Below are 14,752 nucleotides of genomic sequence, written 5' to 3'. Positions count from 1 at the left end.
CTCACCGAAAGGAAAAGCAATGAAGAAAGTGCTGTTGGGCTTCACTGCCCTAGTAACGGCGTCTGCACTCGCACTATCCGGTTGCGGGTCGTCCGGCTCGTCGTCGTCGACCACGGCCAGCGGTGGCGCAACATCGACCGCCGACAACGCGGGAAAGACCATCACCCTGTGGCTGGCCGGCTCCGACACGCCCGATGAATTGCGCGAATACCTGAAGACAACGTTCAACGAGAAGACGGGAGCGACGCTCAAGATCGAGGAGCAGAGCTGGGGCGACCTCGTTACGAAACTAACCACCTCCCTGCCCGATGCAAACAACACCCCCGACGTTGCCGAACTGGGGAACACCCAGTCGCCAACCTTCACGAACGTAGGCGCGTTCTTGGACATTTCCGACATGTACCAGGAACTCGGCGGCGATAAGCTGCTCCAGGGCTTCGTCGAAGCAGGCGAGGTGGACGGAAAGAACTACACCCTGCCCTACTACTTCGGATCACGCTACGTGTTCTACCGCAAGGATATCTGGAAGGCCGCCGGCGTCGAGGTTCCCAAGACCCTTGCCGACTTCAACGCCGCTGTCGCAACCATCGCGGAAAAGAACCCCGAATCGATCAAGGACTTCTCTGGCTTCTACCTGGGCGGCCAGGACTGGCGCGACGGAATCTCCTGGATCTTCGCCAACGGCGGGGACATCGCGAAGTTCGAGGACGGCAAGTGGGTTGCGACCCTCGATTCCGCCGAATCGCTGGAGGGGCTCAAGCAGCTTCAGGCGCTCTACAAGACCGCATCAAAGGCACCGAACGACGCCAAGGACGCCAACCAGTACCAGTACCTCAACGATTCCGACTCGGTCACGGACGAGAACGGCAAGGTAACCGACAAGCTCTCGCTCTCCGCAGCGACGATTATGGCCCCGGGCTGGGCCCACTGGTCGATCGGCGACCTGACCACGGACAAGGACGGCAAGGCCGCCCGTGAGTGGAACGATGACACCTTCGGAACCTTCGTGTTGCCGGGCACGGACGGCAACCCCGCGCCCGTATTCGCCGGCGGGTCGAACATCGGCATTTCGGCCACGTCCAAGGAACCTGAATTGGCCAAGGAACTGATGCGGATCATCTTCTCCGCGGAATACCAAAACATGCTCGGCAAGAATGGCCTTGGCCCCGCCAACTCCGATTACACGTCATCGCTCGGCGACGATCAGTTCGCCAAAGCCCTGGTCGAATCCGCCAGCAACGCGAAGCTCACCCCGGCCGCCCCGGGTTGGGCCGCGATCGAATCGCAAAACATCATGGAAGAATTCTTCGCCCAGATCCGCGATTCGCAGGATCTCACCCAGTTGGCGCAGGACACCAACACCAAGCTCAACGCCCTGCTCAACCAGAAGTAGTATCCGCGACGGGCCGTCGCCCGTCCAGGTGGTCCCGCGCCCCGCGCGGGACCACCACCCCCCAATGAATCGAGACAGCCATGCCTACCTCACCGCGTGCGCGGCGGCGAACAAAGAGGTTAACGCCGTACCTGCTCCTGCTTCCGGCCACCGCCATCGTGCTGCTGGCCATGGGCTACCCCATCGTTTGGCAGTTCAAGACCGCGATGCAGAAATTCGGGTTGGCGCAGCAGTTCGGCAAACCGCCGGAGTTCGTGTGGTTCGACAACTACGTCCAGCTCTTCACCAACCCCACGACGTGGGCCGTCGTCGCCCGTTCGGTCGCGTTTTGCCTCGTGACCGCCGCCGTCACCATGGCGATCGGCATCGCCGTAGCCCTCGTCATGAACGCCGCCTCGCGCGGCGCCAGGATCACCCTCCAGGTCGCCCTGCTGCTGGCCTGGGCCACACCGGTGGTCGCGGCAATGACCATTTGGAACTGGTTCTTCGACTGGCGCCGCGGCCTGGCCAACTGGATATTCGAGAAGCTGGGCTTCGACTTTTACGGCCACAACTGGCTGGAAAACCCGTGGTCCTTCTTCGCCGTCGCGATGATCATCGTGGTGTGGATGAGCGTTCCGTTCGCTGCATTCTCGATATATGCGGGGCTGACGCAAGTCCCCGGCGAAGTCCTAGAGGCCGCGGAAATGGACGGGGCCAGCCGCTTCCAGCGCCTGCGCCTCATCATCGTTCCCATGATCAAACCCGTCCTGGGGATCGTCATGCTGCTCCAGGTCATCTGGGATCTGCGGGTCTTCACGCAGATCAAGATGCTCCAGGACCGCGGCTCGCTCGCGAGCCAGACCGACGTCCTTGGCACATACATCTACCAACTCGGGGTCGGATCGTCCGACTTCGCCATGGCTAGCGCCATGTCCATCTTTGTACTTCTGCTCACCATCGCGCTCAGCTGGGCGTACGTCCGCAACCTCATCAAGGAGGACGAGGCACCATGACCGCCAACAACGCACCCTCACCGCAGGCGGCGGGCCGCGGCGCCGGCCCGCGACGCAACGGAAAGATCGCGGCCAGCATCGGCGCCGTCATCGTCGCCGTGCTGTGGGCGTTCCCCGTCTACTGGATGCTCAATTCGGCTTTCCTTCCCGGCGTGGTGCTGGAAAAAACAACGCCAACGTTCCTGCCGTTCGGTGGCTCGCTGGATAATTTCCGGGCCGTTATCGCCGACGGCTCGTTCCTGCGCGCGCTGGGGATGAGCCTGATCGTCGCCGGGGCGACCGTGGTGTTCTGCCTGCTGTTCGCTTTCCTCGCGGCGCTGGCGATCAGCCGCTTTCGTTTTCGGGGCCGGCGCGGATTTGTGCTCTCGGTATTGTTCATCCAGATGCTGCCCGCCGAAGGCATGTTCATCGCCCAATACAAGCTCATGGGGACCCTGGGGCTCAGTTCGCTGGTGGGCGTCAGCATCATCTACATCGCCGCCGTTACGCCATTTACTATCTGGATGCTGCGTGGATTCGTCGCCGGGGTGCCCGTCGAACTCGAAGAGGCGGCCATGGTCGACGGGCTGAGCCGCACCCAGGCATTCTTGCGGATCACGTTCCCGCTGCTCGCTCCCGGCCTGATCGCATCGGGGGTCTACGCATTCTTGCAGGCTTGGAACGAATTCACCGTTGCCCTTGTCATCCTGCAGAATTCCGCGGAACACACCCTGCCGCTGTGGCTGCGCGGTTTCATCCAGCAATCGGCGTCCCGCGCCATCGACTGGGGACAGGTCATGGCGGCCTCGACCCTGGTTGCGATTCCCGTGATCATCTTCTTCGTTTTGGTACAGGGGCGCATGACATCCGGCCTGGTCAGCGGGGCGGTCAAGGGATGACTTCGGACCTTGTGCGCGACGTCCGCGCGACCCTGATGCCCGGGTTCGTCGGCCTGGCGGCGCCGGCCTGGCTGCTCGACCTGCTGCCCGAAGGCCTCGAGTCGGCCTGCCTGTATGGCGCGAACGTGCGCGATCGCGAGCAGGTGACGAATATAGGACGAGCGCTCCGCCTCGCCAACGGGCACGTCCTGGCCGCAATCGACGAGGAGGGGGGCGAAGTAACCCGACTGCACTACGTGGACGGCTCTCCCTATCCGGGAGCGGCCGTCCTGGGACGGATCGGCGACGCGCAATACACCCACCGGGTGGGGCGGGACGTGGGCGAGGACGCGCTGAGCGCCGGGTTCGACCTAGTGCTTGCACCCGTCGCGGACATCAACTCCAACCCCGCCAATCCGGTCATCGGCACCCGCAGCTTCGGGGCGACGCCCCAGGTCGTCGCGGATCAGGTCGAAGCCTGGTTGCGCGGCTGCGCCGCGACGGGGGCGATCCCCTGCGTCAAGCACTTCCCCGGCCACGGGGACACCAACGCGGATTCACACCTGGAGCTTCCAACGGTTGGCGCGTCCGCCGCGACGCTTCGCGACCGGGAACTGGTACCGTTCGTTGCGGCAATCGCTGCCGGCGCGCAGGCCATCATGACATCGCATATCGTTCTCAAGGCGCTTGATCCGACCGCTCCGGCGACCCTGAGCGCGCCGATTCTCACGGATCTGTTGCGCGGCGAGCTTGGGTTCACGGGCGTCATTGTCTCCGATGCGCTCGATATGAAGGGCGCCAGCGGCACCATCGGTATCCCCGCGGCCGCGGTTCGGTCACTTGGGGCCGGCTGCGACCTTCTCTGCTTGGGACCGGGGACAACGCCCGCGCTCCTGGACGCCGTGGAATCCGCGATTGTGAACGCCGTCGACGAGGGCGTGCTGCCGCGGTCGCGGGTGGCCCAGGCCGCCGCGCGGGTCCGTCAGCTGGGGCGCCGCTCGCAGCCTGGTCCTGCGGAATCCGACAAGTCAAGGGATGCGCTGGATTCACCGCAAGCGCCCCGGTACTTCGGGCCCGCGCCAACCGTGCCGCGGCGCGGGGACGACGGGTTGGTGGCCTCGTCCTTCACCATCGATTCCCGCGCGGCCCGGATCCTCAAATCGTCAACGGCAGCAACGATCGTGCAGGTTGAATCCCCTTCGAACATCGCCGTCGGGTCGGCGGCGTGGGGGCCGCTTGCCGCGGTTCGGGCCGACCCCGCACTGGGCGAGGTTGCGACGGCCGAGGGCCCGCGTGATCCCGCCTGGCGCTCTATCGCTGGCGGCACCGTCGTGGTCGCGACGCGCGACGCAGCCCTCCCGTGGCTGGGCGACGTCGCAGCCCAGCTTTGCGCACGCGGAGCGGCCGTGATCGTTGCCGACATGGGGTGGCCGGGTCGGGCCGGCGGCACGGGCGTCAACGTCGACGACGGTTCAACCGCTTCCGGGGCGGCCATTTCGCCTAACGAGCCCGGATTGATCATGACTTACGGATCGACAAGGCTGGTTGGCGCCGCGCTCGTCGCCCTTGCGAACGGAGCTTGCTCATGAACAAGATCGGGCTCGATATTGGTGGCACCAAAACCCTCGGTGTCGTCATCGGCGACGACGGCTCGATAGTCACGAGCGCCCAGTCCCCCACCCGGTTCGGCGAAGACGGCGTCCTGGAAACCGCTTCGGCGCTGGTTGAAACGCTGCTCGCCGCCGCCGATATTTCGCCATCGTCGCTTAGCTCCATCGGTATCGGGATTCCGGGCCACGTGGACCGCGCGGGGGGAATAGTTCGCAACGCCGTCAACATCGGCGTGCAACGCTTGGACATCGCGCGGCGCCTGCGGGCTCGCTTCGGTATCGAGATCGGCGTCGACAACGACGTCACCGCGGCCGCCATCGGGACCGCCCACCTGATGAGATTGCAAGGCACGATCGCCCTGCTCAATCTTGGTACGGGTTTGGCAGCCGGTATCGTCCGGGACGGCAAGCCTTGGCGCGGCAGCACGGGTGTCGCGGGCGAGATCGGGCACTTCCCCGTCGATCCCCTGGGGCTGGATTGCCCGTGCGGCCAGCGCGGATGCTTGGAGACAATTGCGAGCGGATCGGCACTGCGGCGGGCCTGGCCGCGAGGTGGCGATAGGCCGGGACGAGTGCTCCTGTCCGCCATTGCCACCGGCGACGCCGAGGCGCAACGGGCCTTTGACCAACTCGCAGCTGGTACCGCGGCCGCCGTGCGCCTGCTGGTTCTCTCGCTCGACCCCGAGACGATTGTCATAGGGGGCGGGCTGAGCCGCCTCGGCGAGCCGCTGCGGCAAGCCGTGCGGGCTCAGCTCGGCCTTTCCGGGGCGGAATCTCAGTTCCTCACCGGTTTGCATCTTGCCGAGCGGGTGCGCCTGCTGCCGACGGATATGCCTGCCGCCGCGGTCGGTGCGGCCCTGGTTCAAATAGCGGATTAGTCCCGGTCTTGGGGTCGGCCAGGCCGCAGAGCAGTCCTGGTTGTGGGTTGGGCCAGGGGCTATAGGCCATAGCCCCGGCCCCGGCGTAGTTGTCTGCCGTCCGCCGGGAAAAACTAAGGGCCGCCCGATCCGCGTTTTCGCAGATCAGACGACCCATTCTTGTACCCCCAAGGGGATTTGAACCCCTGTTACCGCCGTGAGAGGGCGGCGTCCTAGGCCGCTAGACGATGGGGGCCTTGGGACTTGCCGAAGCGAAGAATCGCTTCACCGGTGAATCACCCTACACTATTTCCCGCTTGAGCAAAACTTGCTGGAAACTAGATCGGACGTGACCAAAGTGTCACCGAACCGGCCCGATGACAATACCACTATTCCGGCCGTCCACCCAATCCATAGCGGCCGGTGTGACGCTTCTTGAAGTGGGCGCGTTTATCGAACAATGCGATAGTGGCGCCGAACTGCTGGTAGTTGACGCGCCCCACCACCGCAGCTGGCATGCGTTTCGTGAGATCGCCCTAGCGGTACGGCCGGGCTCACTGCCTACAGCGCGCACCCGCCAGGCTCACCACCGCCGCGCTCAGTGCACCCCGCACCTGCCACGCGCACCCGCCGGGCCCGCCACCGCAGCGCGCACTGCACCCCGCAGCGCTGGACGGTTATGATCCACCCATGACCGGAGGAAAGACCGAAACCACGGCACAACGGAGCACTTTGCTCAGGCGCATGACCGCGATCGTGGTTCTCCTCGAGGCTGTGATCGGGTTCGCTGGCATATGGATTGTCGGAAGCTTTGGCCACGCCATGGCCGAATTTGACGGTCGAAGCACTTCGGTAGTTCCCGACGTAGTTGCCATGAGCGCGATGCTCGTTTGGTTTGCCTTTGGTCTCATTCTGTGGCGCAACAGGTCCGGCGCCGTCGCGCACTTTGCGGTCGCGCTAGCGCTGGCTGCCGCGCACACCCTTTTCGCCTTCGCGATGCTTCTTTCGGGATCCACAATCGCGTTCGCTATCTTCTGGTGCATGACAATTCCCGTGGTCGCGGTCGCATGGAACCAGCGCCCCCGCAACCAGAAGCGCGGGTTGGCAAACTTCCGATTGGATCTCAGGCGCGGAGCCCTGAACGATCGAAGCCACTAGTAGTGCCGTTTTAGCACCCTCGGTACTTCAAAGCAGCGCCACGCAACCAAAGCAACACCACTCTTGTAAGCGCAGTGCGGCGACGCCAGTGAGCGCACATCGCCAACCGAATCGTTTCTGGCTTCCAGGGCTAGTCAAGGTCAGCAAGCAAAGAGCCTCCACCCGCCGCCCTGGAGTCATGGAATGGCTGGGAACTCAACTGTGGCTGGTAGTTCAACTGCGACTGGAAGTTCAACTGCGACTGGGAGCGATTCGCGTAGGCCGGTGATGGGCATCTGTCGCAAAGGGATCCGGGCCTGAATCGTAGCTGCCGGACTCTATGGCTGGGGTACCAGGACTCGAACCTAGACTAAAAGAATCAGAATCTTTCGTGCTGCCAATTACACCATACCCCAAGGGGATCAACGTCGATCGGAACCAACAGTGTCACCGCCGGAAAACATTACCGGAAGTTGCAGCCGGTTTCAAACTTGGTGGAAATACGCGGACCAGGACCCGACACCCCGGCCCTTTATGCTCCCCGCGACCAGGACGATCCCGGGCGCGCGAAGCGCCACCAACTCGATCCCACAACCCGCAGTTCACGGGGAGGGCGGCCACGAGAGCGCGAAGCGCCACCAACCCGCGCAAGCACCAAGCCCAGCAACCAGCTACGACGCCTACTCCCCCGCCCGGCGCAACACCTCGGTGAGTCGGTTAGCGGCGGCCACGACGGAAGCCGCGTGCAGCCGGCCGGGTTGCCTGCTCAAGCGCTCCACGGGTCCGGAAATTGATACGGCCGCCACGATTCGGCCCGAGGGGCTGCGCACCGGCGCAGAGACGGACGCGACCCCCACCTCTCGTTCGCCGACCGATTGCGCCCAACCGCGACGCCTCACTCCCGACAGGATCGTGGCGGTGAACTCGGCACCCTGCAGACCGCGATGCAGACGGTCGGGCTCCTCCCACGCCAGCAGGACCTGGGCGGCGGATCCCGCCTGCATCGTGAGAGCAGACCCAACCGGGATGGAATCGCGCAACCCCACTGGGCGCTCGGCGGATGCGACACAGATCCGCTGGTCACCCTGGCGCCTGTAGAGCTGCGCACTCTCGCCGGTGTGATCGCGCAAAGCGGTCAGGACCGGGTTCGCGGCACCCAGCAGACGGTCCTCGCCGGCCGCTGTCGACAGTTCATTCAACCGCGGCCCCAGGACAAACCTTCCCTGCATGTCACGCGCCACGAGCCGGTGATGCTCAAGCGCCACGGCCAGGCGGTGCGCGGTCGGACGCGCCAGCCCCGTCGCCGAAACCAATTGGGCGAGCGTTGCCGGCCCAGCTTCCAAAGCACTCAATACCGAGGCGGCCTTGTCCAAGACGCCAACTCCGCTAGAATTGTCCATACCTCGATATTGCCGTCTCGAAGACTGAGATGCAACCGTTTGTCCGCATACTGAAGCGCGAGACGGCTTTTCGGTGTGGTTCGTGCAAAAATTGAATACAGTTCCGCGGCCCGACGCCGCACTCAAACCCCCCACTAGGTCGCCGCACGCGACCGCAGCCCACCACCTGCACAACCTCGGTGGGCGCAGCCTGATTTCGAGAGGATGACGATGGCCGGCACGCTGGCAGAAAAGGTCTGGAACGACCACTTGGTCCGACAAGGCACCAATGGTGAACCCGACCTGCTTTACATCGACCTGCACCTTTGCCACGAGGTGACTAGCCCCCAGGCCTTCGAGGGCCTGCGCCTGGCAGGCCGGAAGGTCCGCCGCCCCGAACTCACGATGGCGACAGAGGACCACAACACACCGACCCTCGACATCGACCTGCCGATAGCCGACCTGACCAGCCGCACGCAGATCGACACGCTCCGCAACAACGCCAAGGAGTTTGGCGTGCGCATCCACTCCCTGGGCGACGCCGACCAGGGAATCGTCCACCAGGTGGGCCCGCAGCTGGGACTGACGCAGCCGGGGATGACGGTCGTCTGCGGTGACTCGCACACGTCCACGCACGGCGCCTTTGGCGGGCTGGCGTTCGGGATCGGCACCAGCGAGGTCGAGCACGTCCTTGCGACGCAGACCCTGCCGCTGCAAAAATTCAAGACGATGGCGATCAACGTCAACGGCGAGTTGCCGCCCGGCACGACCTCCAAGGACATCATCTTGGCGATCATCGCGAAGATCGGCACCGGCGGCGGCGCCGGCTACGTCCTGGAGTACCGCGGCGACGCCATCCGCAAGCTTTCCATGGAAGCGCGCATGACGATCTGCAACATGTCCATCGAGGCCGGTGCCCGCGCCGGAATGATCGCTCCCGACGAGGTCACATTCAACTACATCAAGGGCCGCCCGCACGCCCCCGAAGGCGCGGACTGGGACGCAGCTGTCAAGTATTGGAAGACACTAAAGACCGACGAGGACGCCGTCTTCGATATGGAGGTCGACCTCAACGCCAGCGACCTCGAACCGTTCGTTACGTGGGGAACTAACCCCGGCCAGGGCCTGCCGCTCAGCGCAAACGTTCCCGTGCCGGAAGAAATCGCCGACGAAAACGAACGCGTAGCGGCCGAACGCGCTATCGAATACATGGGCCTGATTCCGGGTCAGCCCCTGCGTGAGATCAAGGTCGACACCGTGTTCATGGGGTCGTGCACCAACGGACGCATCGAGGACCTGCGCTCGATCGCCAAGGTAATCAAGGGGCACAAGAAGGCGGACAGCGTCCGCGTGCTGGTTGTACCGGCGTCGGCGCGCGTGCGCCTCCAGGCGGAGGCCGAAGGCCTTGACAAGATTTTCAAGGACTTCGGCGGCGAGTGGCGCAATGCCGGATGCTCGATGTGTCTGGGCATGAACCCGGATCAGCTCGCACCGGGCGAACGCAGCGCGTCGACATCGAACCGCAACTTCGAGGGGCGCCAGGGTAAAGGCGGCCGCACGCACCTTGTATCACCACTCGTGGCGGCGGCAACGGCCATCCGCGGTACGCTGTCCTCGGTTGCAGACCTGGTCGCAGATGATCCCAGTTTCGCAAACTTAGACATTGACGCCATTGACGGCAGCCCGCTTGCACCCCTAGACCCGAACCTGATCGTTCAGGTCTAACGGCGTCGCGGGACTCGTCAATAAATAATTTCTTAGGAGAAAACGTCATGGAGAAGTTCACTACCCACACCGGAATCGGTGTGCCACTGCGACGCAGCAACGTCGACACCGACCAAATCATCCCCGCCGTGTACCTCAAGCGCGTCACCCGCACCGGATTCGAGGACGCGCTGTTTGCCGCGTGGCGCAACGATCCAGAATTTGTGCTCAACCAGGACGCGTACCGAGCAGGATCCGTCCTGGTCGCGGGCCCCGACTTCGGTACCGGATCGTCGCGCGAGCACGCCGTGTGGGCACTCAAGGACTACGGGTTCAAGGTCGTCTTCGCCTCGCGGTTCGCCGACATTTTCCGCGGAAACTCCGGCAAGCAGGGCCTGCTAGCCGGCCAAATGGCCCAAGAAGACGTTGAACTCTTGTGGAAGATCCTGGAAACCAAGCCGGGCACGAACATCACCGTCGATTTGGGCCAAAAGGTGGCAACGGCCGACGATGTGACCGTCCCGTTCAACATCGACGACTACACGCGCTGGCGCCTCATGGAGGGGCTGGACGACATCGGGCTGACACTGCAGCACGAGGACGAGATCACGGCCTTCGAAGCCAAGCGACCGGGATACAAGCCGAAGACGTTGCCCGCCAAGCATCTGCCAAAGGTCGACATCGAGGCCGCACGCCCAGCGTAAGGAAAACATGTCACGGATCAAACCCGTTCGCGGGCTGACTCCCACCTATCGGGCCCTGGTCGCTATCTTGCGGCCAGGGCTGATGGTGTTTACGCGCCGCGATTGGCACGGCGGCTCCAACATCCCCAGGTCCGGCGGCTTCATCGTCGCCGCCAACCACATGAGCGCGTTCGACCCCTTGACCACGACGCACTTCCTGTTCGACCACGCAGTCGCACCAAAGATCATGGCGAAGGATTCGCTGTGGAAGGTCCCTGTGCTCGGGTCTTTCCTGCGGGGATCCCGGATGATCCCGGTCTCACGCGGCACCCGGAACTCAGCCGATTCACTGCAGGCCGCGGCCGCCGCGCTGCGCAACGGTGAAGTGATCCTCATCTTCCCGGAGGGGACGCTTACCAAAGACCCCGACTTGTGGCCCATGGCGGGGAAGACCGGCGTTGCCCGCCTCGCACTCATGGCTGATGCGCCGGTGATTCCGCTGGCGCAGTGGGGGGTCCAGCGGATTTTCCCGCAGCACTCAAAGTTCCCACGGCTGCTGCCGCGCAAGCGCGTGCAGGTCGCGGTGGGGCCCGCGGTGGGCCTCGATGATCTGCGGGGCCAACCCTTGACAGCCAACGTTCTGAACGAGGCCACCGACCGCATCATGCGGGCGATCGCCGATGGCGTCGGGCAACTGCGGGCCGAGACCCCACCGGCACAACTATTCGACCTGCGCGCCACGCGCGGCGGGAAGGGGACACCATGATTACGGCAGTGCTTGGGGCGGGCGCGTGGGGCACCACGTTTTCGCAGATCCTGGCGGATTCTGGCTGCCTGGTGCGGCTGTGGGGCAGGGACGAGGCCGTCGCGGAGCAGATAACCACGATGCACCGCAATGACAAGTACCTCCCGGGCATCCGCTTGGCAAACGGCATCACGGGCACAACGAACGCGCGCGAGGCGCTGGCTGGGGCGCAAATCGTCGTGGTCGCCATCCCGTCGCAGAGCGCCCGCACGGTCTTGGAACCGTTTGCCCCGTACCTGGCCGACGACGCGGTCGCGGTTTCCTTGATGAAGGGCGTCGAGCTCGGCACGGATAAGCGGATGAGTGTCGTCATCGCCGAGGCCCTCGGACTTCCCATGGAACGCATAGCCGTGGTTTCCGGGCCCAATCTTGCCGGAGAAATCGCCGCGCATCAGCCGACGGCGACAGTCGTGTCCTCAATCGATGAGCGGACCGCCTCGCTCGTCGCTGAAGCGTGTTCGTGCGATTACTTCCGCCCTTATACCAACCCCGATGTGGTGGGCGTGGAACTGTGCGGCGCGGTCAAGAACGTTATCGCGCTTGCGGTCGGCATCGCCCAGGGCCAAGGGATGGGTTACAACACCACGGCTACGGTGATAACGCGCGGGCTGGTGGAGATCACGCGTTTGGGGCTCGCGCTCGGCGCCCACGCCGAAACGTTTGCCGGCCTGGCGGGAATGGGCGACCTGGTGGCAACCTGCGCCAGCCCGTCCTCACGCAACCACACCCTGGGACGCCACATCGGACAGGGCAAGACCCTGGACCAGGCTATCGCGGCAACCCGCGGCACGGCCGAAGCGGTGAAGTCTTCGCGTTCCGTCCTGGCGCTGGCGCAGTCCGTCGGCGTGGAAATGCCCATCACGGAGGCGGTAGTGTCCGTTTTACACGAGGGTCAACCGGTCACCGAGATGGCGCACCGGCTGCTCAGCCGCCCCCGCAAGACCGAGGGGCTGTGAGCCGCGGCCCAGACTACAGCGCGCGGAGCGCCTGATCCAGGTCGGCCCACAGGTCCTCGATCTCTTCGATCCCGACGGACATGCGGATGAAGTCCTCGGGCACCGTCGCCGACTCGGAATCGAACCGGCGCCGACGCTCTAGCGTGGATTCGACTCCGCCAAGTGATGTGGCCGGCAGCCACAGCTTCAAGGCATCGATCAGGCGGTCGGCGCCCGCCGCTCCCCCGCTCGGCCGCAGGCCGATAACGGAACCGAACCCATTCATGGTCGCCTTCGCCACTGCGTGGCCCGGGTCGTCCACCAGCGACGGGTGACGCACCTCGATAACCTTGGGATGCGCCGACAGCCGGTCCGCCAGCTCCGCCGCGTTGGCTTGCGCGCGTTCGACCCGCAGCGCCAGGGTCCGCAGCCCGCGTAGGGCCAACCACACCTCCCAGGGCCCGGCGATCGCGCCGTGGTGGGTGCGATAGTGCCACAGCTTTTCGTGCAGCACCGGGTCGCGCGTCACGGCGATGCCAAGCACCACGTCCGAATGCCCCGCCAGGTACTTCGTCGCCGAGTGGACCACAATATTGGCGCCGCTGTCCAAAGGTCTCTGTAGCAGCGGCGTAGCGAACGTGTTGTCGACAGCGAATATCGCCCCCGCGGCCCGGGTGGCCGCACCGATGGCGGGCAGGTCGGCCACCTCCAGCATGGGATTGGTCGGGGATTCGATCCACACCAGCGACGCCCCGTCGACGGCTTCGATCACCCGTGCCGTATCGGCAACGTCTACCGTGCGAACCGTCACGCCGTGCTTTTCGGCCAGTTCGTGCGCCAGGATCAGGGTCGCGTGATAGGCGTGGCGGGGTACCACGATCACGCCGCCGTCGGGCACAAGAGACAACACCGCCGCGATCGCAGCCATGCCCGATGAATACACGAGCCCCGCTCGGTCGCTTCCTTCCAGCTGCGCGACCGCCTGCTCGAATGGCTGCCACGTCTCCGTATCCCACCGGGTGTAAAGCATCTGATCGGGTCGGGGAGTGCCCGTCGACACGTAGGTGGAACTCAGCACGACAGGGGCGTTGAGCGGTGCGCCGGGTTCCGGCGCGGGACGCCCCGCGCTCACCGCGATTGTGGCAGGGTGAAGGCTCTTGTGACTCATCCCACCAATCTAGTTTCATCGCCGCGCGGATAAAAGCCGCGACCACCTGGCGGGACGCCACGAAGTCAGCTGCGGCAGGTAGAATTATCGGCAATGTCCTCTACTTCTCGCATCCGCGTCATGCTTTTGTTCGGCGGCCGCTCCGGCGAACACCCGATTTCTTGCGCCACGGCTGCCGGGGTGATGCGCGCAATCGACCAGAAGCGCTTCGAGGTCCTGCCCGTAGGCATCACCAAGGACGGCCGTTGGGTCGAAGTCGACCCAGACCCGGCGACGTGGGAAATCAAGGACGGCAAGCTACCCGAGGTGGTGCCCGCCTCCGCCGGTGAGGTAACGCTTTCCCTCGACGTGGGTAGCAGCGAAGCGCGCGTGGTGACAGATAACGAGCCGGTTAGGTCGCTGGGGCATATTGACGTGGTCTTCCCTCTTTTGCACGGCCCCTTCGGCGAAGACGGCACCGTCCAGGGGCTGCTGGAGCTAGCTGACATCCGCTACGTCGGGCCGGGAGTGCTGGCCAGTGCGGTGGGCATGGACAAACACTTCATGAAGGTCGTTCTCCAGGGCAGCGGAATCCCGGTGGGACCGTACGAGTTTTTCACCGCCGATCAATGGGATCGCGACTCGGCTGCCATCACCAAGCGCGTCGAACGCCTCGCCTACCCCCTCTTCGTCAAGCCGGCCCGCGCCGGTTCATCCCTCGGGATCACCAGGATTTCGGAACCTTCCCAACTGGCCGACGCGGTCGCGGAAGCGCGCCGTCACGACGCCCGTATCTTGGTGGAGCAGGGAATCGAGGGGCGCGAAATCGAGTGCGCCGTCCTCCAGGGCCGCGCGGGTGCGCCCACGCGCGCGTCTCTGCCCGGTGAGATCATGGTCAGCCACGCCGAACACACCTTCTATGATTTCGAAGCGAAGTACCTAGATGAGTCGTCGGTGACGCTTTCGTGCCCCGCCGATCTACCCAGCGATGTGGTCGCCCGCGTTCAGCGCCTAGCCATCGACACTTTCGAAGCACTGGCCTGCGAAGGACTGAGCCGGGTGGACGTGTTTGTCACACCCACGGGCGACGTGATCGTCAACGAAATCAACACGATGCCCGGCTTCACGCCCTTTTCGATGTATCCCGTCATGTGGCAGGCGTCCGGTATGCCCTACGAGGAATTGGTGGACGAGCTCCTCGCACTCGCGCTGGAACGTCCGCTGGGACTGCGCTAATTCGCGTCGGCACC

The 14,752-nt window shown here is 64.6% G+C and carries 13 protein-coding genes and 2 tRNA genes; 11 read left to right on the top strand and 4 right to left on the bottom strand.

The window, feature by feature from the left end:
* Window positions 1–19 precede the first annotated feature (19 nt).
* From FB389_RS09590 to FB389_RS09570, 5 genes are all read left to right on the top strand, one after another.
* Window positions 20–1,393, top strand: a complete 1,374-nt coding sequence (locus FB389_RS09590) for an extracellular solute-binding protein (protein ID WP_142113098.1) — start codon at window positions 20–22, stop codon at window positions 1,391–1,393.
* A gap of 80 nt (window positions 1,394–1,473) precedes the next feature.
* Complete coding sequence (locus tag FB389_RS09585) at window positions 1,474–2,388, top strand: carbohydrate ABC transporter permease (RefSeq protein WP_142113096.1); 915 nt, start codon at window positions 1,474–1,476, stop codon at window positions 2,386–2,388.
* Entirely contained in the window at window positions 2,385–3,266 is an 882-nt protein-coding gene (locus FB389_RS09580) for a carbohydrate ABC transporter permease (RefSeq protein WP_142113095.1), read from the top strand. Before FB389_RS09585 ends, FB389_RS09580 begins: the two co-directional genes overlap by 4 nt.
* Window positions 3,263–4,834 carry a glycoside hydrolase family 3 N-terminal domain-containing protein gene (locus FB389_RS09575; protein ID WP_142113092.1) on the top strand — a complete coding sequence of 524 codons (1,572 nt, stop codon included), beginning with the start codon at window positions 3,263–3,265 and terminating at the stop codon, window positions 4,832–4,834. Before FB389_RS09580 ends, FB389_RS09575 begins: the two co-directional genes overlap by 4 nt.
* Window positions 4,831–5,733, top strand: coding sequence for an ROK family protein (locus tag FB389_RS09570; protein ID WP_142113091.1), 903 nt, complete (start codon window positions 4,831–4,833; stop codon window positions 5,731–5,733). The genes FB389_RS09575 and FB389_RS09570 overlap by 4 nt, the downstream gene beginning before the upstream one ends.
* 162 nt (window positions 5,734–5,895) lie before the next feature.
* On the opposite strand, the gene FB389_RS09565 is transcribed toward FB389_RS09570, so the two are convergent.
* Window positions 5,896–5,968, bottom strand: a tRNA-Glu gene (locus FB389_RS09565).
* Window positions 5,969–6,402: 434 nt separating this feature from the next.
* Here FB389_RS09565 and FB389_RS09560 point away from each other — a divergent pair.
* Window positions 6,403–6,870 (top strand): hypothetical protein, encoded by a 468-nt coding sequence (locus FB389_RS09560; protein WP_142113089.1) that lies wholly within the window; start codon window positions 6,403–6,405, stop codon window positions 6,868–6,870.
* 320 nt (window positions 6,871–7,190) lie between these two features.
* Here FB389_RS09560 and FB389_RS09555 read toward each other — a convergent pair.
* Window positions 7,191–7,265, bottom strand: a tRNA-Gln gene (locus FB389_RS09555).
* 264 nt (window positions 7,266–7,529) lie between these two features.
* Complete coding sequence (locus FB389_RS09550; protein ID WP_142113087.1) at window positions 7,530–8,249, bottom strand: IclR family transcriptional regulator; 720 nt, start codon at window positions 8,247–8,249, stop codon at window positions 7,530–7,532.
* A gap of 210 nt (window positions 8,250–8,459) precedes the next feature.
* Between FB389_RS09550 and leuC the strand changes: the two genes are divergently transcribed.
* The 4 genes from leuC to FB389_RS09530 are packed head-to-tail and all read left to right on the top strand — an operon-like array spanning window position 8,460 to window position 12,376.
* Entirely contained in the window at window positions 8,460–9,953 is a 1,494-nt protein-coding gene (leuC, locus tag FB389_RS09545; protein ID WP_142113086.1) for a 3-isopropylmalate dehydratase large subunit, read from the top strand.
* Window positions 9,954–10,000: 47 nt separating this feature from the next.
* Window positions 10,001–10,636, top strand: a complete 636-nt coding sequence (gene leuD, locus FB389_RS09540; protein ID WP_142113084.1) for a 3-isopropylmalate dehydratase small subunit — start codon at window positions 10,001–10,003, stop codon at window positions 10,634–10,636.
* A gap of 7 nt (window positions 10,637–10,643) precedes the next feature.
* The gene (locus FB389_RS09535; protein WP_142113082.1) at window positions 10,644–11,381 is read left to right on the top strand and encodes a lysophospholipid acyltransferase family protein; all 738 of its coding nucleotides are present in this window, start codon (window positions 10,644–10,646) and stop codon (window positions 11,379–11,381) included.
* Window positions 11,378–12,376: an NAD(P)H-dependent glycerol-3-phosphate dehydrogenase gene (locus FB389_RS09530; protein WP_142113080.1), complete on the top strand. Its 999-nt coding sequence runs from the start codon at window positions 11,378–11,380 to the stop codon at window positions 12,374–12,376. Before FB389_RS09535 ends, FB389_RS09530 begins: the two co-directional genes overlap by 4 nt.
* Window positions 12,377–12,389: 13 nt before the next feature.
* On the opposite strand, the gene FB389_RS09525 is transcribed toward FB389_RS09530, so the two are convergent.
* Window positions 12,390–13,523: a trans-sulfuration enzyme family protein gene (locus FB389_RS09525; protein WP_142113078.1), complete on the bottom strand. Its 1,134-nt coding sequence runs from the start codon at window positions 13,521–13,523 to the stop codon at window positions 12,390–12,392.
* 93 nt (window positions 13,524–13,616) lie between these two features.
* Between FB389_RS09525 and FB389_RS09520 the strand changes: the two genes are divergently transcribed.
* Window positions 13,617–14,738 carry a D-alanine--D-alanine ligase family protein gene (locus tag FB389_RS09520; protein ID WP_142113076.1) on the top strand — a complete coding sequence of 374 codons (1,122 nt, stop codon included), beginning with the start codon at window positions 13,617–13,619 and terminating at the stop codon, window positions 14,736–14,738.
* Window positions 14,739–14,752: the final 14 nt, after the last annotated feature.

It is taken from the genome of Rarobacter incanus (assembly GCF_006715765.1).
Taxonomy (GTDB): Bacteria; Actinomycetota; Actinomycetes; order Actinomycetales; family Cellulomonadaceae; genus Rarobacter; species Rarobacter incanus.
The sequence above is the reverse complement of the archived record's forward strand: the minus strand, read 5'-3'. Positions and strand labels throughout refer to the sequence as shown.